Genomic DNA, 17,220 nt, shown 5'->3' with positions numbered 1-17,220 from the left:
ACCGCAGACCCCGACAGAATGGCTCTTCCGGTGATTTCCTTCATTCTCGGCACCACGGCGGAACTGATCAAAATCGCGCCGGTCTACCACGGCATCCTCGAACGCGGGGTCCGGTCGAAGATCTGGTTCACCGCGCAGCACGTCGACGAGGTCTCGGACGTTCTCGCCGACCTGAACCTCCCGGAGCCCGACGTCTGGCTCGTGCCGAAGGAGAAGGCGCACAACCTGGAGTCGCCCGCGCAGGTGCCGGGCTGGGCCACGCAGGTGCTGCGCACCGCGTGGAGCCGCCGCGCCGAGCTGAAAGCCGCGCTGGTCGAGGACGGCCGCCCGCCGCTGGTTTTGGTGCACGGCGACACCTTCACCACGCCGTACGGCTCGCTCATCGGGAAGCGGATCCTCAAGTCGCGGGTCGGGCACGTCGAGGCGGGCGCGCGGTCGGGCAGCATCATGTCGCCGCTGCCGGAGGAACTGAACCGGAAGATCGCCGCGAAGATCGTCGACATGCACTTCGCGCCGAGCGCGCGTGAGGTGAACAACCTCCGCAACGCGCGCGGCGTCGTCGTCGACACCGAGGCGAACACCGCGATCGACGCGATGCGGATGGCCATCAACGGGCCGCTCGACGTCGAGGGCCTGCCGGAGAAGTTCGGCCTCGCCACCCTGCACCGCTTCGAGCTGGTCTCGCGCGCGGAGAAGTACCGCGAGGCGCTGGAGATCCTGCGCGAGCAGAGCAAGCAGATGCCGATCCTCTACATGGCGGGCGCGCCCGAGCGCGAGAAGATCCGCTCGCTCGGCCTGGCGAACCTGTTCGACGAGAAGAACTTCATCATCCAGCCGAAGATGCGGTACCTGAAGTTCCTGCCGCTGGTCGCGCGCGCCGAGTACGTCGTCACCGACTCGGGTGGCCTGTCGGCCGAGTGCTACTACCTCGGCCTGCCGTGCGCCGTGCACCGCGAGCGCACCGAGACGCCGCAGCACCTCGGCGAGACCGTCGTGCTGACCGAGATGCGCGGGGACAAGCTGCAGAACTTCCTCGACACCTACCAGAACCGCCGCGGCGAGTCCTGGGTCGACAAGTTCCACCCTTCGGAGATCATCGTCGACACGCTGGCCCGCCTGGGCTACTGCTGACGCTTCGCGCGTGAAGGCCCCCTTCCCTCGGCTGAGCCGAGGGAAGGGGGCCTTCACGCGCTAAAAGCTAAAGTGCCCGCCGGCCCGAGAGAGCGCGACCCAGCGTCAGCTCGTCCGCGAACTCCAGGTCACCGCCCATCGGCAGCCCCGACGCGAGCCGCGTCACGGTCAGGCCGGGGAAGTCGCGAAGCATCCGCACGAGGTACGTCGCGGTCGCCTCGCCTTCGGTGTTCGGGTCGGTCGCGATGATGATCTCGCTGATCTCCGCGCCGCCGATCCGCGCGAGCAGCTCCCGCATGCGCAGCTGCTCCGGACCGATGCCGGACAACGGGTCCAGCGCGCCGCCGAGCACGTGGTAGCGGCCCTTGAACTCGCGCGTCCGCTCGACGGCGAGCACGTCCTTCGGCTCCTCGACCACGCAGATGACCGTGAGGTCGCGGCGGGTGTCGCGGCAGATCCGGCAGGTCTCCTGCTCCGAGACGTTGCCGCAGACCTCGCAGAACTGCACGCCTTCCTTGACCTTGCCGAGCACTTCCTGCAGGCGCGCGATATCCGCGGGATCCGCGGCCAGCAGGTGGAAGGCGATCCGCTGCGCGCTCTTGGGACCGACGCCGGGCAGCCGCCCGAGTTCGTCGATCAGATCCTGGACGACACCCTCGTACAAGCTAGCCGCCGAGCCCGGGGAAGCCGCCGAGGTCGGGCATCCCGCCGCCGAGGCCGCCGGCGAGCGGGCCGAGCTTCTGCTCGGTCAGCTTCTGCGCGTTGGCCGAAGCGTCCCGAACGGCCGCGACGACCAGGTCGGACAGGGTCTCAACGTCGTCGGGGTCGACCACCTTCGGGTCGATGGACAGCGATTTGAGCTGGCTGTCGCCGGACACGGTCGCGGTGACCAGGCCGCCGCCGGAAGTACCGGTCACCTCCGTGTTGGCCAGCTCCTCCTGGGCCTCGACCAGCTTCTGCTGCATCTGCTGGGCCTGTTGCATGATCTGCGACAGGTCGAAGCCGCCACCGGGTTGCACCATGATCCGATCGGTCCTCTCCTGGAAAATCCCGTGCCGCCTCCCAGCCTAGCCGTCACGTGTGTGGCACCGTGGGCGCCGTGCGACGACGGCTTGGCCTGGTGGTGGCGATCGGATTGACGCTGTTCACGGCGTGCGGGGTGGACACCCCCGCGTCGTCGCCGTCGAGTCCGGCTCCCCCTGGCACCACCACGGTCTTCACCACCCTTCCGCGGCCGAGCCCCAGCACGAGCACGCCGCCGTCGAGCGCGCCGCCGTCTCCGAGCACGCCGCCGCCTCCGAAGACGGGCAAGGTCGTCGTACTCGATCCCGGCCACAACGGCGGGAACGCGGGCAGGCCGGGCGAGATCAACCGGCAGGTCCCGGCGGGGCGCGGCAAGACGAAACCGTGCAACACCACCGGAACGTCGACGAATTCCGGCTATTCGGAGCACGCGTTCACCTGGGACGTCTCGCAGCGGATATCGCAGGCGTTGGCGGCCAAGGGAATCCGCGTCATCCTCACCCGGCAGAACGACACCGGGGTCGGGCCTTGCGTCAACGAGCGCGCCGCGATCGGGAACGACGCCCAGGCCGACGCGGTCGTGTCGATCCACGCGGACGGCTCGAATTCCGCCGGGGCGCACGGTTTCCACGTCGCCTACTCGGCCCCGCCGCTGAACGCCCAGCAGGGTGAGCCCTCGGTGAAACTCGCGACGGCGCTGCGGGACGGTCTCCGCGCGGGCGGCTTCCCGACGTCGACGTACCTCGGGTCGGACGGGCTCGCCCCGCGCGCCGACCTCGGCGGGCTCAACCTCTCGACGCGCCCCGCCGCGCTCGTGGAATGCGGGAACATGCGCAACGCCGCCGAAGCCGCGGCGATGGCGAGCGAAGAAGGACGCCAGCAGTACGCCGCCGTCATCGCGAAGGCCATCGAGGACTATCTCGCGAGGCCGTGAGAGGCGCGGACGCGACATCTCCCCTTGCCGCGTCCGCGCGTTCCCCTCCCCGTGTGTTGCCCACCAAGCGTCACCGACGAACCCGCGCGGGGACACACCTTTTCGTCCCAGCGAAAACACGCCGTCTCACGCGCCGGTGTCTCCGCAGGTCGGAGGCGGGTTTCCGTCTCACCCTCCCGGATTGGGCCGAATGGCTTGTCCCGGCTCGTCCGGCACGTTTGAGTTGCCGGCGGAGAAGGAAATGCCGTCTTGAGGGGGACGAGGCATGACTCTGCGAATGATCTTCGATCGAAAGGACCTCCAGGGGATCCGGATAGCCGAAGCGCCCGACCCGCTGTGGGAACTGGTCCTCGGTTCGCATCAGCTGAGGGAGGACCATCCGTCGGCCTGGCGGCAGCAGGTCCGGCTGAACGTGCGCCGGCACGAAGGAGCGGCGCGAGCGCTGAAGACGCTGTTCACCTTGGTTCCGCCGAAGGGGAACTTTCCCGACTTCCTGACCCCGCCCACCACGGCGGGCTCCTTCGAAAGCGGGCTCGAGGCGGTGGCGTGCACGCCTCGCGGGCGGTTGCGCGCCGACCTCCGGACCGTGTTCACCGGCGCCGCGCCGCCCTGGGTGAAACGGCTCGCCGACGGCGATCGCGAGGAGGTCGGCGGGGTCGTCGGCGCGCTGCGGGACGCGTACGGACTGGTGATCGAACCGTTCTGGCACAGCATGCGCGAGACCGTCGCCGCCGACCGGGCCCGCCGGGTCCGCACACTCGCCACCGAGGGCGCGGGCGCGATGATGCGCGGTATCCCCGGCGTCCGAGGCTGGGACGGCGAGGTGCTGGAGATCGCGTACCCGCGGGAGCGGACCGTCCATCTCGACGGCCGGGGGCTGACCTTGATCCCGAGCCGGTTCTGCGCGAACACCCCGGTCACGTTCATCGATCCGGCGCTGCCGCCGGTGCTGCTCTACCCGGCAAGGGCGGCCGGCACCCACCCGGCGGCCGTGTCACCCGAACTGGTGGCGCTCCTCGGCAGGACTCGCGCCGAAAGCCTCGGCGCGCTGCGTGTCCCGCGCACGACCAGCAAGCTGGCCTCGTGCCTCGGCACCTCGATCGGCACGGCGAGCAAACAGGCCGCCGTGCTGCGCGAGGCGGGCCTCGTCGCCAGCGCCCGGCAGGGCAGCGCCATCCAGCACCACCTCACCCGGCTCGGCACGGCACTGCTCACCGGGGACTTCGTTCCCTGACGCCGCGTTTCGTCCTCTGGATGCGGTCCTTGCGCGTGCAAGTACCGCATCCAGAGGACTACTTGCGTTCGTCGAGGGGACGCGCGTTGAGATGGTCCGCGAGCAACTTCCGGGCGATCTCTTCCGGATCCTCTTCGGGCGGGAGCGGCGGAGGCGGCGGCGCGGGGCTCGCGTCCTCGTTGTAGAGGTCCTCGTCGTCCTCGACCGGCTCGGGCGGGAGCGGGATGTCCGGCTCGGAGGTCGTCACCTTCGGCCGCTGGGGCTCCGGCTTCGGCGCGGGAGGCGCCGGAGGGGCGCTGGGCGCTTCGGCGGACCGGCGGGTGAAGGATCGCTCGGGCGCGGGTGGCGGCGGCGCGGCCTTCGGAGCGGCCGCCTGCCGGGGCTGCGCGGCGCCGTGGACGCACCGCACCTGCCAGTCGCCGCCGAAGACCTCCTTGAACGCGGTCGCGACACGTTCCGCGTTGTGCGGCTCGGAAAGCCGTCGAGCCAGCGGCTCGGCGCTGTGCGTGAGCGTGACGGCGCTGCCCTCGACGCTCACCACGCTCGCCTGCGTGAGCATCGCTTCGGTGCTGCGGCCGCCCGGGACCTTTCGGATCGCGGCGAGCACCTGAGGCCAACGGCCGCGGATCCCGTCCACGTCCGTGCCGCCGGAAGCCGCGGCGGGAGCGGGCGCGGGCGGCGCGGCGGGGGGCGGGGTCGGCGCGGAAGGCCGTTGCGGGGCTGGCCGCTCGGCGACCGGCTCGGGCCGCGCGGCGGGCTGGGGAGCCGGTGCGGCCTGCTGCGCCGGGGCCGGCTGCTGGGCGGGCGCGGCGGCTCGTTGCGACGGCCGCTGGAACTCCCGCACGGGCTCACCCGCCGGAGCGACAGGAGCGGACTGCGCCACCGGAGCGGCTTGACCGGCCGGCGCCGGAGCGGCGGCGACGGGTGCCGGCCCCGAAGCGGCACGGCGTTCGAGCCGTTCGAGGCGGGCGAGCAACGCGTCGGTGCCCTCGGCGACCGACGGCAACAGCATCCGGGCCGTCAGCAGCTCCAGCACCAGCCGTGGCGAGGTCGCGCCCCGCATCTCCAGGAGTCCATTGTGGACGATGTCGGCGTAGCGGGAGAGCGTCGCGGGCTCCAGTTTGCCCGCCTGTTCCTTCATCTTCTTGAGTTCGTCGTCCGGCGCGGAGACCAGGCCGCGCTCACCCGCGTCCGGCACCGAACGCAGCATCACCAGGTCGCGCAGGCGGTCGAGCAGGTCGGTGGCGAACCGGCGCGGGTCGTGCCCGGCCTCGGCGAGCCGCTCGACGGTGCCGAACACCGCGGCGGCGTCGTCCGCGGCCAGCGCGTCGACCATGCCGTCGATGAGCGCGACGTCGGTGACGCCCAGCAGCGACACGGCGCGCGAGTAGTCGACGCCGTCCGGCCCGGCCCCGGCCAGCAGCTGGTCCAGGACCGACTGCGTGTCCCGCGCGGAACCCCCGCCCGCGCGGATGACCAGCGGATACACCGCGGGCTCGACCTTCGCGCCCTCGGCGGCGACGTTGCGTTCCAGCAGCTCGCGCATGGAACTGGGCGGGATCAGCCGGAAGGGGTAGTGGTGCGTCCGCGACCGGATGGTGGGGAGCACCTTGTCCGGTTCGGTGGTCGCGAAGATGAAGATCAGGTGCTCCGGCGGCTCTTCCACGATCTTCAGCAGGGCGTTGAAGCCCTGCGTGGTGACCATGTGCGCCTCGTCGATGATGAAGACGCGATAGCGGGAGTCGGCCGGGGCGTAGAAAGCCCTGTCCCTCAGCTCGCGGGCGTCGTCGACACCACCGTGGCTGGCCGCGTCGAGCTCGGTGACGTCGACGCTGCCGGGGCCTTCGGGCGCGAGGTTGCGGCACGAGTTGCACTCGCCGCACGGATCCGGCGTCGGGCCCTTCGCGCAGTTCAGCGACCGCGCCATGATGCGGGCGCTGGACGTCTTGCCGCAGCCGCGTGGGCCGGAGAAGAGGTAGGCGTGGTTGATGCGACCGGCGGCCAGCGCGGTGCGCAGCGGATCGGTCACATGCTCCTGCCCGACGACCTCGGCGAAGGTAGCCGGACGGTACTTTCGGTATAGAGCTAGAGCCACGCGGCGAGACTACCGGGAAGGTCCGACGGTGAGACCAGCACCGACCCCAGGCACGTATCCGGTCCGCTTCGGCACCGCCGAACTGCTCCGGGACGCCGACCGCCCCAACGCCTGGCTGATCTCGGTCGACGGCGTCGCCCAGTCGCATGTCAACCTCGACGATCCCGAGGATCTCGAATTCGACTACATCCGCCGCATCGCCGACGTCGTCGACTGTCTCGGCGAAGGCCCGCTCGACGTGCTTCACGTCGGCGGGGCGGCCTGCACGCTCCCCCGCTACATCGCCGCGGCACGGCCGCGCTCGCGGCAGCTGGTCTTCGACGCCGACGGCGAACTCGTGGCGCTCGTCCGGGAGCAACTGGGCCTGAAGGGGTTGAAGGTCCGCGTCGGCGACGGCCGCGAAGGCGTCTCCGGCAGGTACGACGCTTCGGCCGACCTGGTCATCGTGGACGCTTTCGAACGCGGAGTGCTGGCCGGCGGCCTCGCGACCGTGGAGTTCACGAGCGAGATCGCGCGGGTCCTCCGCCCGGCCGGGACCTACGTCGCCAACGTCTCCGACGGGCCGAACCTGCCGTTCCTCCGCCGGTTCCTGGCGACACTGGCGACTTCGTTCCCCCACCTGGCGATCTTGGCCGAGCCAGGAGTGCTCCGGGGCCGCCGCTTCGGGAACATCGTGGTCGCCGCTTCCCGCGTCGAACTCCCGGTCATGGACCTGACCCGCCGCGCCGCTTCCTCGGCGTACCCAGCGCGCTGCGTCGCGGGTGACGACCTGCGGCAGCTCCAGGGCAAGGCGCGTCCGGTCGCCGACGCGGAAGCCCTGCCGTCGCCTGTGCCGCCCAAGGACTTGTTCGGGATCTTCTAGCCCCCGAAAAAAAGGGGATCCCGCGCACCCGTCAGAGCTTGCTTATCCTTGCTGCCTTCCGGCCCTGGGGAGGTTCACAAGATGGACGCCGCGCGGGATCCGGGGACCAGTGTAGTCACTCCCGTCCCGGCATGGGGGACAGTGGGGGGTATGAACACTCCGACCTGGGCAGATGTCCGCAAGGCCGCCGAGGCCGTCCACCCGTTCGTGCGACACACGCCGCTGCTGCGCGCCGAGGTCGACGGGCGGCCGCTGATCCTCAAACTGGAGCATCTGCAGCGGAGCGGATCGTTCAAACTGCGGGGCGCGGTGAACGCGCTGGTGAGTGGTCCGTTGCCGGAGCGGGTGCTGACGGCGTCGGGCGGCAACCACGGGCTGGGCGTGGCAACGGCGGCTTCGCTGCTGGGTCTGCCCGCGACGGTGTACGTGCCGGAGTCGGCTCCGCTGGCGAAGACGGCACGGATCGAAGCGGCCGGCGCCAAGCTGATCCGCCACGGAGCGACGTACGCGGAGGCGGCCGCGAAGGCGCTCGAAGCCGCTTCCGAGCCGGGTACGCGGTATCTGCACGCGTACGACGACCCCGCCGTCGTCGCCGGTCAGGGCACCGTGGCGGCCGAGGTGGTCCAGGACGCGCCGGACGTCGACGCGTTCTTGGTCGCGGTCGGCGGTGGCGGCCTGGTCGCCGGGACGTCACTGTCCGGGGTGCCCACGTTCGCCGTCGAACCGGAGCGGTGCCGCGCGCTCGGCGCGGCGTTGGAGGCGGGCGAGCCGGTGGACGTGGAGATCGACTCGGTGGCCGCGTCCGCGCTGGGCGCGACCAGGATCGGGAGCGTCCCGTTCGTCGTGCTCCGCGATCGCGTGACGTCCGTGCTGGTCAGCGACGCGGAACTGCTCGCCGCGCGGGACCGGCTCTGGGACGAGTTCCGCCTCGCCGTCGAACCGGCGGCCGCGGTCCCGTTCGCCGCGTGGCTGGCGGGACGGACCGAGGGCGAGCTGCCCTGCGTCGTGCTGTGCGGCGCTAACAGTGGCTGGACGCCCTGAGCACCACCCGGAACTCCGTGCGCCCCGGGCGGCTGGTGACGCCGACCTGCCCGCCGTGCGCGGCGACGACGGCCGCGACGATGGCCAGGCCGAGTCCGGTGCTACCGGCGGCCCGCGACCGTGAATCGTCGCCGCGGGCGAAACGTTCGAAGACCTCCGGGAGGATCTCCGGCGGGATCCCCGGGCCACCGTCGACAATGGACAGTGTCACCGTCGAGTCCACTATGGACAAAGAGGTGGTGACCTCGGTCCCCGCCGGGGTGTGCGTGCGCGCGTTGCCGAGCAGGTTGATCACCACCTGGTGCAGCTGATCCGCGTCGCCGAGGACGGTGATCGGCTCCGGCGGGACCTCCAGGAGCCATTTGTGCTCCGGCCCGGCGACATGCGCGTCGGCGACGGCGTCCGCGACCAGCCGGGAGAGATCGACCGGCTGGTGCACCACCGGACGTCCCGAGTCGAGCCTGGCGAGCAGCAGCAGGTCCTCGACCAGACCGGTCATCCTGGTCGATTCCGATTCGACCCGGCCCATCGCGAACGCGATGTCCGGCGGCACCTCGGAGCCGGAGCGCCGGGTGAGTTCCGCGTAACCGCGGATGGCCGCGAGCGGCGTCCGGAGCTCGTGGCTGGCGTCCGCGACGAACCGGCGCACCCGGCTTTCGCTGGCCTGGCGGGCGGACAGCGCGTTCGAGATGTGGCCGAGCATGCGGTTGAGCGCGAACCCGACCTTCCCGACCTCGGTCCGCGGATCGGTGTCCACTTCGGACACTCGCTCGGACAGGGCGACCTCGCCGCGGTCGAGCGGGAGTTCGGCGACCCTGGTCGCGGTGGCGGCCAGCCGGTCGAGGGGTTTCATGGTGCGCCGCACGGTCACCGCGCCGAGCGCGCCCGCCAGCAGGATGCCGACGATGGCGACCCCGCCGAAGATGAAACCCAGGTTCCACAACGTGTCCGTGACGTCCTTCGTAGGCAGCCCGGTGATCGCGATACCCCCGTTGGCCGCCTGTTTGGCGATCACGCGGTACTCCCCGAGCGACCCGAGGTCCACATCCGTGGGCCGGTCGCTCGGTGTCGACCGCAGCAGGGCGGAGAGCTGGGCCGGGCCGAGCGGGTCGTGGGGGAACGGGTCCGCGACCTTCGCGTCGTAGCTGGACCGCAGCACCGCCGCGACCACCCGCCCGTCCGGGAGGATGTTCACGAACAGCGAACCGGTGCTCTGCCCGTACGCGCGAAGGCCTTCTGGCACCCGTTCCCCGCCGGGACGGCCCGGCGGCGGCGGACGGCTGGCGCGTTCGCTGGTCTCGGCGACCCGCGCGTCGAGCTGGTCGATCAGGAAGTCCCGCAGCGCCAGTTCGGTCACCACGCCCACCACCAGGCAGACGAGCGCGAGCAGCCCCGCGACCTGCGCGATCAGCCGCCGCCGCAGGGACCACGGCCGCCTACCCCGCGGGTTTGAGGACATACCCGGCGCCGCGCATCGTGTGGATCATCGGTTCCCTGTCGGCGTCGATCTTCTTGCGGAGATAGGAAATGTACAGCTCGACGATGTTGGCCTGGCCGCCGAAGTCGTAGCTCCACACGCGGTCGAGGATCTGCGCCTTGGACAGCACGCGTTTGGGATTGCGCATGAGATAACGCAGCAGTTCGAACTCGGTCGCGGTCAGTGGCACCAGATCGCCGCCGCGGTGTACTTCACGGCTGTCCTCGTCCAGGGTCAGGTCACCGACGATCAGCATCGATCCGCTCGGCCCGGCGACACCGCCCGCGCGCCGCAGCAGCGCGCGCAGCCGCAACGCGACCTCCTCCAGGCTGAACGGTTTGGTGACGTAGTCGTCGCCGCCCGCGGTGAGCCCGGCGATCCGGTCCTCCACCGCGTCCTTCGCGGTCAGGAACAGCACCGGCAGGTTCGGCACCTCGGAACGCAGGCGGCGCAAGACCTCCAGCCCGCTCATATCCGGCAGCATGACGTCCAGCACCACCGCGTCCGGCCGGAATTCCCGCGCGACGCGGACGGCCTCGGTGCCGTCCGCGGCGGTGCGGATGTCCCAGCCCTCCATGCGCAGCGCCATCGACACGAGTTCGGACAGGGTCGCCTCGTCGTCGACGACCAGCACCCGCACGGGGCTGCCGTCGGCACGGCGCAGGCCGGCCTTCGCGGAACCGGACGAAGGGACGTTCACACTGGTCATGGTGCCATCGTGGGCGGCGCCGATGAGGCTTCTCTGTGTGCCGCCTGTGCGTTTCCTGTGAACGATCACCCTGCCGGGGAGGAATCACAGCGCGTGCCCACCGGTGGCACAGCTCCCGCACAGCGACGGCGCCGAGCATGGCCGCAACCGAGTACACGGAGGCGACCTGATGACCGAACCGACCCAACCCGCCGAATGGGGCGCGCCCGCCCCGGAAGGCGAGCCCAAGAAGACCTGGTCGGGCCGCAAGACCGCGATCGCGGCCGGGGCGGCGGTGGTGATCGCCGCCGGTGGCGGGGCCGCGATCTGGGCCGGAACCGCCGCCAACGGCACCGAACAGGGCGGGATGATGGGCGGCCCCGGCGGCGGCCGGGTGCTCATCGGCCCCGACGGGGGCATGCCGCGCGACACGCTGCACGGCGACTTCGTCGTGTCCGACGGCAACGGCGGCTACCGCACCGAGCGGACGCAGACCGGGGAGATCACCGAGATCAGCGCGACGTCCGTCAGCCTGACCAGCAAGGACGGCTACAAGCAGGTCTACACGATCGACGCGTCGACGAAGAAGACCGGTGAACCGAAGACCGGCGAGACGGTGACGGTGAACGCCAAGGTCACCGGGAGCACCGCGACGGCGACGACTATCGCCAAACCCGGGCAGAACCAGCGCGGAGGGCCGCCCGGACAGGGCCAGGACGGCCAGCGGCGCTACTGAGCCACGACGGCGAGCAACGCGGCGGCCGTTTCGGCGGGTTCCTGTCCGGAGGTGTCGAGGACGACGCGATCGCCGGAACGGCGCATCCGGGCCGCCTCGGCGATCGCGCGCGCGGCCACCCGGTCCCGTACGCCGGGTGGCGCGCCGCGGAGTTCGTCGCCCGCCAGCAACGCGGACTCGCCCTCGGCCCGGCGCCGGACTCTCTCGGTGAGCGACGGTTCGTCCGCGTCGAGGTGGACGACGGTGACCGCGTCGAAGACCCGCCGGTGCTCCGGGCGGAATTCGCGGGCCACGACGATCAGCTGCTTCGCGCCCGCGTCGCGATAGCCACGCCAGACGGCCGACAGGAGTGCGGCTTCCAGCGACGGATCCGGGCCGGGGTGCGCGAACCCGAGTTGCGCGAGATCGACGTACGCGACGGGAAGATCGCGCTCCCACAGGTCACGCAGCGCGGCGAACGCGGCCGTCGACTTGCCGACCGCCGTCGGGCCGGTCACCACGGTCACCGGTCCGGGCTGCGGCTGTCCGGGGTCCGGCGGCCGGACACTTCCGGCGTCCACGACGCAGCGATGGAACAGCGCCTCGACGGTCTCGCCGGGATGCTGGCCGGTCGTGTCCATCTCTTCGCCGAAACCGGCGCTGTCGTAGGCGTCCGCCACCTCGAAGAGAGCGGGCAAGGCCGCCGCGGGTGAGCCACGGCCGAGGAACCGGCTCCGGAGTTCGTCGCGATCACACGTCAGGCGGACGAGCGTGAGGTCGAAGCCAGGGCTCTCGATGTACGGCTTCGCCGGGTCCACCACCCCGGACACGACGAGCTGCGCGGCGCCCCGCGCACGCAGGATTTCCAGCACCCGCAGCAGATTGGCCGCCTTGATCGCGTGCGCGGCGTCCCCGCCGCCGGGCGGCGGCCCGATCAGCCCGAGCTGGTCGATGTCGACGTACGCGACGTTGCCGCCCGCTTCCACGATCCGTCGGTACAAACCCCAGGCCGTGGTGGATTTCCCGGCGCCTGGCGCTCCGGTCGTCCAGAGCACGGGCGTCTTCGCGGTCCCCATGGCTTTCGATCTTAGGAACCCCTGTCCAGCGAAATAGGGCAGAGTTGAGCGCGTGCGGGACATCAGTGGTTCGCTGGCGAGACAGGCCTGGGCGGTCGCGGCCGTCTGCCTGGTCGCCGACGCCGGGCTGTTCCTCATCGCGGGCCCGCCGCTCTCACTCGGCTGGACGGCGTGGGTGGTGCTGCTGGGCGGAATCCTGGCGAACGTCGCGCTCGCCGGGCCTTCGCGGTATTCCGGCTGGGTGTCGGCCGCGCACGGCGCGCTGCTCACCGCCGCGCCGCTCCTGCTGTACCCGTACGACCATTACCTGCAGGCCACCAACGCGGGCGTGCTGATCGCCGGTTACCGCGCGGGTGCCTGGCTTTCGACCAGACCGGCGCTGGCGGCACTGGCGGCGATGCTCGCCGGGCTCTTCGCCTGCAACATCATCCCGGTCGACCGGGCCGACCGGGATTGGCGGCTGCTGCTCATCGACGTCGGTGTGAGCGGGCTGCTCCCGTGGATGGTCGGCCGATACACGACCGCGCGGCGCGCGTACATCGCCGACCTCCAGCGAGCGGAGGAACAACGGCAGCAGCACGAAGCCGAAGCGGTCCGCCGGGCCGTCGCCGAAGAACGCACGACGATCGCCCGCGACCTGCACGACGTGATCTCCCACCACGTCAGCGCGATCGGCGTGCACGCGGGCGCCGCGCGGCTCGGGCTGCCGGAAGGGGAACCGGCCGTCCGGCGATCGCTCTCGGCGGTCGAATCGTCGAGCCGGGCCGCGATGGCCGATCTGCGGCGTCTGCTGGACCTGTTGCACGGCAAGGAGAACGGCGACGCGCAGCGGCAACCGGGGCTGGACAACCTCGACGAGCTGCTCGACAACCTCCGCACCGCCGGGCTGCCCGCGCGGCTGACGAGCCACGGCGGACCGCGCGAACTCCCCGGTTCGGTGGACATCGCGTTGTACCGCATCGCGCAGGAGGCGCTGACGAACGCGCTCCGGCACGGCTCCGGTGGGATCGTCGAGATCGATCTCGCCTACCGGCAGACGGAGGTGGTCCTCACGATCACGAACGAGATCGGCCGCGCGAACACCGCGGCCGAGTCGACGAAACGCGGTCTCGCCGGTATCCGGCAACGGGTCGCGTTGTTCGGCGGGCACGCGGAATGCGGACCGCTCGACGACGGCCGGAACTGGCGGGTCCGCGTCGGTTTTCCTTTGGAGGCACAGTGATCCGGGTACTACTCGCCGATGACCACGCGATGTTCCGGTCCGGGATGCGCGCGGTACTGGACACCCAGGCGGACTTCGAATGCGTCGGCGAGGCGGCGGATGGACGTGACGCCGTCGCACAGGCGGCGTCGCTGCGGCCGGACGTCGCCGTGCTCGACGTCCGGATGCCCAAATTGGACGGTCTGGCCGCGACCGAGGCGATCATGTCCGCGCCGGGGAACGACACCCGCGTCCTCGTGCTGACGACCTACGACTCGGACGAGTACGTCTACCGCGCGCTTCGGGCGGGCGCGAGCGGGTTCCTGCTGAAGAGCCTCGCCCCCGAAGAGCTCGTCTCCGCCATGCGGGTGGCCGCGCGCGGCGACGCGCTGATCGATCCGACGGTGACCCGGCGGCTGGTGTCGACCTTCGCCACCAGCATCGAACCCGCGGCCGCCGAACCGGCGGAACTCGAACGGCTCACGTCACGCGAACGCGAAGTCCTCCTGCTCGTGGCCGACGCCTCCAGCAACGCGGAGATCGCCGCGCATCTGCACGTGGGCGAAGAGACGGTGAAGACCCACGTGTCCCGGATCCTGGCGAAGCTCGGGCTGCGGGACAGGGTGCACGCCGTCGTCTACGCCTACCGGAACGGTCTCGTCGGCGGACGGTGATCGGTTCGCCGGACGGGGCGCCCGGTGCCAGAATCACCGCAGGGCACGTCGAGGCGGGGAGCTGTGGATGAAACGCTGGGTCACGCTCACGGTGGGGCTGGTCTTCCTGCTGGTCGGTGGCGTCTGGGTGCTCCAGGGCGCCGGCGTGCTGACCGGCAGCTTCATGACCGGGCAGAAGCTGTGGTTCCTGATCGGGCTGGTCGCGTTCCTGATCGGGGTGGTGCTGGTGGCCGCCACCGCCCGCCGCCCGCGGCGGGCACCCACCGACGACTGACCCCTCTCCTCTCCGCTCCCTCTCTCCCCCTCCTCTCCGCTCCCCCTCCTCTCCTCCGCTTCCCTCCTCTCCGCTTCCGGCCTTCCGGGCTCCTCTGGCCGCCGCCCCGCCGTCACCTTGCCCAGCCCACCGACCCCCGAGCCTGGATGGCCGACACACGTGCTCAGCGGGACGACACGCGTGATTGGACGGACGACTCGCGTGTTCAGCGGGACGACACGCTTGCTCGGCCGATCACGGCTGTGCCGTCCTTCTGATCACACGAGTTACGCCCCCAATCACGCGACTTCCACCTCCAACCACGCGAGTTACGCCCCCAATCACGCGACTTCCGCCTCCGATCACGCGAGTTACGCCCTCAATCACCCGAGTTACGGCTCCGATCACGCGAGTTCGCCCTCCAGTCACGCGAGCCGTCCGTCTGATCACGCGAGCCGTCCGTCTGATCACGCGTGTCGGCCATCCAGTCACGCGAGCCGTCCTGTCAATCACGCGAGTCGGCTGGCTGGGCACGCGTCGGCGGCGGGCGGTCGGCGCAGAATTGAAGACGCGACGCAGGTGATCGGAGCCGTGACTCCCGTGATCGGAGACGTAACCCACGTGTTTGAAGGCGTAACTCACGTGATTGGGGCCGCGACTCGCGTGTTTGAAGGCGTAACTCGCGTGGCTGGGGGCGTAACTCGCGTGATTGGGGGCGTGACTCACGTGACTGGGGCGTGACTCGCGTGAGTGGAGGCGTGACTTGCGCGAGTGGGGCGTGACTCGCGTGGCTGGGGGCGTGACTCACGTGAGTGGAGGCGTGACTTGCGCGAGTGGGCGTGACTCGCGTGCGTGCTTAAGAGGGTGGGTGGGGCGTGCCGTGGGTGGGTGGGCGTGGGTCGCGGGGTCAGGCGAGTTTGAAGATCGGGTAGCCGGGCGCGATCTCCAGCAGTTTCTCGTCGGACGCCTTCGCGTCGACACCGTCGAAGAAAACACCGACCTCGAACTTCCAGCGCTTGAGGTAGGCGCGCAGGATTTCGGGCTTCTCGGCGTCGGCGAGTTCGGTGTAGGTGAACGTCTCGGTGCGGCGACCGACGCTGAGCTCGCCTTCACCGGCGACGCGCAGGTTGCGCACCCACTGCGTGACACCACGCGGCGCGACCAGGTAGCGCTCGCCGTCCAGCTTCAGCAGGTTGACCGGGACCGAGCGCAGTTCGCCACTCTTGCGACCGCGGACCGAGAGCACCCGGCTCCCCAGGACGCTGACGCCGAGCCTCGTCAGCTTGAGCACGAATTCGTTGAACGCGCTGGTCGCCTTGGCCGGCTTGAGGTAGCGGGCGGCGTTGTCGGAAGCGTTGCCGGAAGCGGTGATGGCGGCGGAAGCGGCGGTGGTCATCTCGTCTCCTCTAAGTCTGCGAGAGCAGTGCTCTCTGTTAAGAGCAGTGAACACCGGAGCGGTGCATCATGTCAAGAGCAGTGCTCTCTTTTTGGTGCGATGCTCTATGGTGAGAGCATGGCCGCCACCCAGACCGCGCGCGAACGCGCCCGCGCCGAGCTCACCCGCGAGATCAAGGACGAAGCCCGCCGCCAGCTCGCCGAAGTCGGCGCGCTCGGCCTCTCGCTCCGCGCGGTGGCGCGGGAGCTGGGCATGGTCTCCTCCGCGCTCTACCGGTACTTCTCCAGCCGCGAAGAGCTGCTGACCGCCCTGATCGTCGACGCCTACAACGCCGTCGGCGAAGCCGCGGAGGCGGCCGACGACCCGAAGAAGACCTCGCTGGAGCGCTGGGAGTCGATCTGGCACGCGGTCCGTGCCTGGGCGAAGGCGCACCCGCACGAGTACGCGCTGATCTACGGCTCACCGATCCCCGGCTACCAAGCCCCGCAGGACACCGTCGCCCCCGCCGGCCGGGTGGCGTTCGCACTGGTCGCCGTCCTGCGGGACGCGAACCTCCGAATCGAGACGGAGGTCGGCGACATACCCGTCGCGCTACACCACCAGCTCGACGCCCTCACCGGGATCCTCAAGATCAACCTGGCCCCGGAGACCGCCTCCCGGCTGATCATGGCCTGGACGCAGCTGTTCGGGATGATCAACTTCGAGCTGTTCGGTCAGTACGTCGGCTCGGTGGATCCGGCGGACGACTTCTTCGCGCACGGGATCCGGCAGATGGCCGAGTTCACCGGGATCAAGATGACCGGCTGAGCGCGGTCCACGATCGCATCAGCAGCTGGACGGCGTCCACCACGTCCTCGTCGCCGGTCCCCTCCGGGCTGAGGAAACGCTGCAACAGGAGACCGTCCTCGAGCGCGTGCAGGATCAGCGCGAGAAAGGCCGGGTCGGCGGGCGGTTCGACGCCGCGCGCGGCGAGTTCCGTCCGGACCGAGGTCTCCAGCAGCGCCCTTGTCGACTTCTCGCCTTCCCCGACCAGCGGGCGCGCGTCGGGATTCCGCAGCGCGTACAGCGCCAGCTCGGTGCGCAGCGTCAGCCAGCCGGCGAGGTGTTCGGCGCGCTCAACGTTCCACGCGCGCAGCCGGTCCATCATCTCGGCGAAGGAGCCGACGCCCTCTCGCAGCGCCGAGACCTCCTCGGCCTCGCGCTGGGTCCGGCGGCGCAGCAGCTCGACGACCAGCTCGTGCTTGCCGTCGAAGTTGCCGTAGAACGCACCTCGGGTGAATCCGGCCCGTTCGGCGATCTGCTCGACGGACGTGCCGTTGACCCCGCGTTCGGAGAACAGCTCGGCGGCCGCCTCGAGCAGGCGCTGCCTGGTCTGCTCGCGGCTTTCTTCCCGCGTCAAGCGTTTCGCCGTCACCCGGCG

General features: G+C 70.7%; 18 protein-coding genes and 1 other RNA gene. 10 read left to right on the top strand and 9 right to left on the bottom strand.

Features of this window, described 5'->3' with window-relative positions; genetic code table 11:
- Positions 1-18 precede the first annotated feature (18 nt).
- Complete coding sequence (locus tag H4W30_RS09960) at positions 19-1,131, top strand: UDP-N-acetylglucosamine 2-epimerase (protein ID WP_192742611.1); 1,113 nt, start codon at positions 19-21, stop codon at positions 1,129-1,131.
- 67 nt (positions 1,132-1,198) lie between these two features.
- On the opposite strand, the gene recR is transcribed toward H4W30_RS09960, so the two are convergent.
- Positions 1,199-1,795, bottom strand: coding sequence for a recombination mediator RecR (gene recR, locus H4W30_RS09955; protein ID WP_005166260.1), 597 nt, complete (start codon positions 1,793-1,795; stop codon positions 1,199-1,201).
- A 1-nt stretch (position 1,796) separates the two neighbouring features.
- On the bottom strand, positions 1,797-2,153 hold the full coding sequence (locus tag H4W30_RS09950) for a YbaB/EbfC family nucleoid-associated protein (protein WP_007035126.1): 357 nt from the start codon (positions 2,151-2,153) through the stop codon (positions 1,797-1,799).
- A gap of 68 nt (positions 2,154-2,221) precedes the next feature.
- Between H4W30_RS09950 and H4W30_RS09945 the strand changes: the two genes are divergently transcribed.
- Together H4W30_RS09945 and H4W30_RS09940 are read left to right on the top strand one after the other, a co-directional pair.
- Positions 2,222-3,088, top strand: a complete 867-nt coding sequence (locus tag H4W30_RS09945; RefSeq protein ID WP_318780578.1) for an N-acetylmuramoyl-L-alanine amidase — start codon at positions 2,222-2,224, stop codon at positions 3,086-3,088.
- 265 nt (positions 3,089-3,353) lie between these two features.
- Positions 3,354-4,322, top strand: a complete 969-nt coding sequence (locus tag H4W30_RS09940; RefSeq protein WP_192742610.1) for an ArsR/SmtB family transcription factor — start codon at positions 3,354-3,356, stop codon at positions 4,320-4,322.
- A 58-nt stretch (positions 4,323-4,380) separates the two neighbouring features.
- Here H4W30_RS09940 and H4W30_RS09935 read toward each other — a convergent pair whose 3' ends face one another.
- Positions 4,381-6,417: a DNA polymerase III subunit gamma and tau gene (locus tag H4W30_RS09935; protein ID WP_192742609.1), complete on the bottom strand. Its 2,037-nt coding sequence runs from the start codon at positions 6,415-6,417 to the stop codon at positions 4,381-4,383.
- A gap of 28 nt (positions 6,418-6,445) precedes the next feature.
- Here H4W30_RS09935 and H4W30_RS09930 point away from each other — a divergent pair, with 28 nt between their 5' ends.
- On the top strand, positions 6,446-7,279 hold the full coding sequence (locus H4W30_RS09930) for a spermidine synthase (protein WP_192742608.1): 834 nt from the start codon (positions 6,446-6,448) through the stop codon (positions 7,277-7,279).
- Positions 7,280-7,288: 9 nt separating this feature from the next.
- On the opposite strand, the gene ffs is transcribed toward H4W30_RS09930, so the two are convergent.
- Positions 7,289-7,383, bottom strand: an RNA gene (ffs, locus tag H4W30_RS09925) — signal recognition particle sRNA small type.
- Between the two features lie 46 nt (positions 7,384-7,429).
- On the opposite strand from ffs, the gene H4W30_RS09920 reads away from it, so the two are divergent.
- Positions 7,430-8,320 carry a serine/threonine dehydratase gene (locus H4W30_RS09920; RefSeq protein ID WP_192742607.1) on the top strand — a complete coding sequence of 297 codons (891 nt, stop codon included), beginning with the start codon at positions 7,430-7,432 and terminating at the stop codon, positions 8,318-8,320.
- Here the strand turns inward: H4W30_RS09920 and H4W30_RS09915 are convergent.
- Together H4W30_RS09915 and H4W30_RS09910 are read right to left on the bottom strand one after the other, a co-directional pair.
- On the bottom strand, positions 8,298-9,779 hold the full coding sequence (locus tag H4W30_RS09915; protein WP_225949229.1) for a sensor histidine kinase: 1,482 nt from the start codon (positions 9,777-9,779) through the stop codon (positions 8,298-8,300). The genes H4W30_RS09920 and H4W30_RS09915 overlap by 23 nt on opposite strands.
- A complete protein-coding gene (locus H4W30_RS09910; RefSeq protein WP_318780577.1) occupies positions 9,757-10,506 on the bottom strand; it encodes a response regulator transcription factor in 750 nt (249 codons plus the stop codon). The genes H4W30_RS09915 and H4W30_RS09910 overlap by 23 nt, the downstream gene beginning before the upstream one ends.
- A 169-nt stretch (positions 10,507-10,675) precedes the next feature.
- Here H4W30_RS09910 and H4W30_RS09905 point away from each other — a divergent pair, with 169 nt between their 5' ends.
- On the top strand, positions 10,676-11,221 hold the full coding sequence (locus H4W30_RS09905) for a hypothetical protein (RefSeq protein ID WP_192742606.1): 546 nt from the start codon (positions 10,676-10,678) through the stop codon (positions 11,219-11,221).
- Here the strand turns inward: H4W30_RS09905 and H4W30_RS09900 are convergent.
- Entirely contained in the window at positions 11,215-12,276 is a 1,062-nt protein-coding gene (locus H4W30_RS09900) for a hypothetical protein (RefSeq protein WP_192742605.1), read from the bottom strand. The genes H4W30_RS09905 and H4W30_RS09900 overlap by 7 nt on opposite strands.
- 52 nt (positions 12,277-12,328) lie before the next feature.
- Here H4W30_RS09900 and H4W30_RS09895 point away from each other — a divergent pair, with 52 nt between their 5' ends.
- The 3 genes from H4W30_RS09895 (at position 12,329) to H4W30_RS09885 (ending at position 14,425) form a co-directional block, all read left to right on the top strand.
- Positions 12,329-13,498, top strand: a complete 1,170-nt coding sequence (locus H4W30_RS09895; protein ID WP_192742604.1) for a sensor histidine kinase — start codon at positions 12,329-12,331, stop codon at positions 13,496-13,498.
- Positions 13,495-14,151: a response regulator gene (locus H4W30_RS09890; RefSeq protein ID WP_126737249.1), complete on the top strand. Its 657-nt coding sequence runs from the start codon at positions 13,495-13,497 to the stop codon at positions 14,149-14,151. Before H4W30_RS09895 ends, H4W30_RS09890 begins: the two co-directional genes overlap by 4 nt.
- Before the next feature lie 67 nt (positions 14,152-14,218).
- Positions 14,219-14,425, top strand: a complete 207-nt coding sequence (locus H4W30_RS09885; RefSeq protein ID WP_126737250.1) for a hypothetical protein — start codon at positions 14,219-14,221, stop codon at positions 14,423-14,425.
- 886 nt (positions 14,426-15,311) lie between these two features.
- Here H4W30_RS09885 and H4W30_RS09880 read toward each other — a convergent pair.
- Positions 15,312-15,800 carry a nitroreductase/quinone reductase family protein gene (locus H4W30_RS09880; RefSeq protein WP_192742603.1) on the bottom strand — a complete coding sequence of 163 codons (489 nt, stop codon included), beginning with the start codon at positions 15,798-15,800 and terminating at the stop codon, positions 15,312-15,314.
- 117 nt (positions 15,801-15,917) lie between these two features.
- Here H4W30_RS09880 and H4W30_RS09875 point away from each other — a divergent pair, with 117 nt between their 5' ends.
- Positions 15,918-16,607 (top strand): TetR/AcrR family transcriptional regulator, encoded by a 690-nt coding sequence (locus H4W30_RS09875; RefSeq protein ID WP_192742602.1) that lies wholly within the window; start codon positions 15,918-15,920, stop codon positions 16,605-16,607.
- Here H4W30_RS09875 and H4W30_RS09870 read toward each other — a convergent pair.
- Positions 16,591-17,214, bottom strand: coding sequence for a TetR/AcrR family transcriptional regulator (locus tag H4W30_RS09870; protein WP_192742601.1), 624 nt, complete (start codon positions 17,212-17,214; stop codon positions 16,591-16,593). The genes H4W30_RS09875 and H4W30_RS09870 overlap by 17 nt on opposite strands.
- Positions 17,215-17,220 lie beyond the last annotated feature (6 nt).

The organism is Amycolatopsis roodepoortensis, from assembly GCF_014873915.1.
Taxonomy (GTDB): Bacteria; Actinomycetota; Actinomycetes; order Mycobacteriales; family Pseudonocardiaceae; genus Amycolatopsis; species Amycolatopsis roodepoortensis.
The sequence above is the reverse complement of the archived record's forward strand: the minus strand, read 5'-3'. Positions and strand labels throughout refer to the sequence as shown.

What these genes read in the sequence shown, in the direction of transcription:
- H4W30_RS09960 (WP_192742611.1), top strand. Translation starts at nt 19, where the DNA reads ATGGCTCTTCCGGTGATTTCCTTCATTCTCGGCACCACGGCGGAACTG.
- H4W30_RS09950 (WP_007035126.1), bottom strand. Translation starts at nt 2,153, where the DNA reads ATGGTGCAACCCGGTGGCGGCTTCGACCTGTCGCAGATCATGCAACAG.
- H4W30_RS09940 (WP_192742610.1), top strand. Translation starts at nt 3,354, where the DNA reads ATGACTCTGCGAATGATCTTCGATCGAAAGGACCTCCAGGGGATCCGG.
- H4W30_RS09920 (WP_192742607.1), top strand. Translation starts at nt 7,430, where the DNA reads ATGAACACTCCGACCTGGGCAGATGTCCGCAAGGCCGCCGAGGCCGTC.
- H4W30_RS09915 (WP_225949229.1), bottom strand. Translation starts at nt 9,779, where the DNA reads ATGTCCTCAAACCCGCGGGGTAGGCGGCCGTGGTCCCTGCGGCGGCGG.
- H4W30_RS09910 (WP_318780577.1), bottom strand. Translation starts at nt 10,506, where the DNA reads ATGACCAGTGTGAACGTCCCTTCGTCCGGTTCCGCGAAGGCCGGCCTG.
- H4W30_RS09905 (WP_192742606.1), top strand. Translation starts at nt 10,676, where the DNA reads ATGACCGAACCGACCCAACCCGCCGAATGGGGCGCGCCCGCCCCGGAA.
- H4W30_RS09900 (WP_192742605.1), bottom strand. Translation starts at nt 12,276, where the DNA reads ATGGGGACCGCGAAGACGCCCGTGCTCTGGACGACCGGAGCGCCAGGC.
- H4W30_RS09885 (WP_126737250.1), top strand. Translation starts at nt 14,219, where the DNA reads ATGAAACGCTGGGTCACGCTCACGGTGGGGCTGGTCTTCCTGCTGGTC.
- H4W30_RS09880 (WP_192742603.1), bottom strand. Translation starts at nt 15,800, where the DNA reads ATGACCACCGCCGCTTCCGCCGCCATCACCGCTTCCGGCAACGCTTCC.
- H4W30_RS09875 (WP_192742602.1), top strand. Translation starts at nt 15,918, where the DNA reads ATGGCCGCCACCCAGACCGCGCGCGAACGCGCCCGCGCCGAGCTCACC.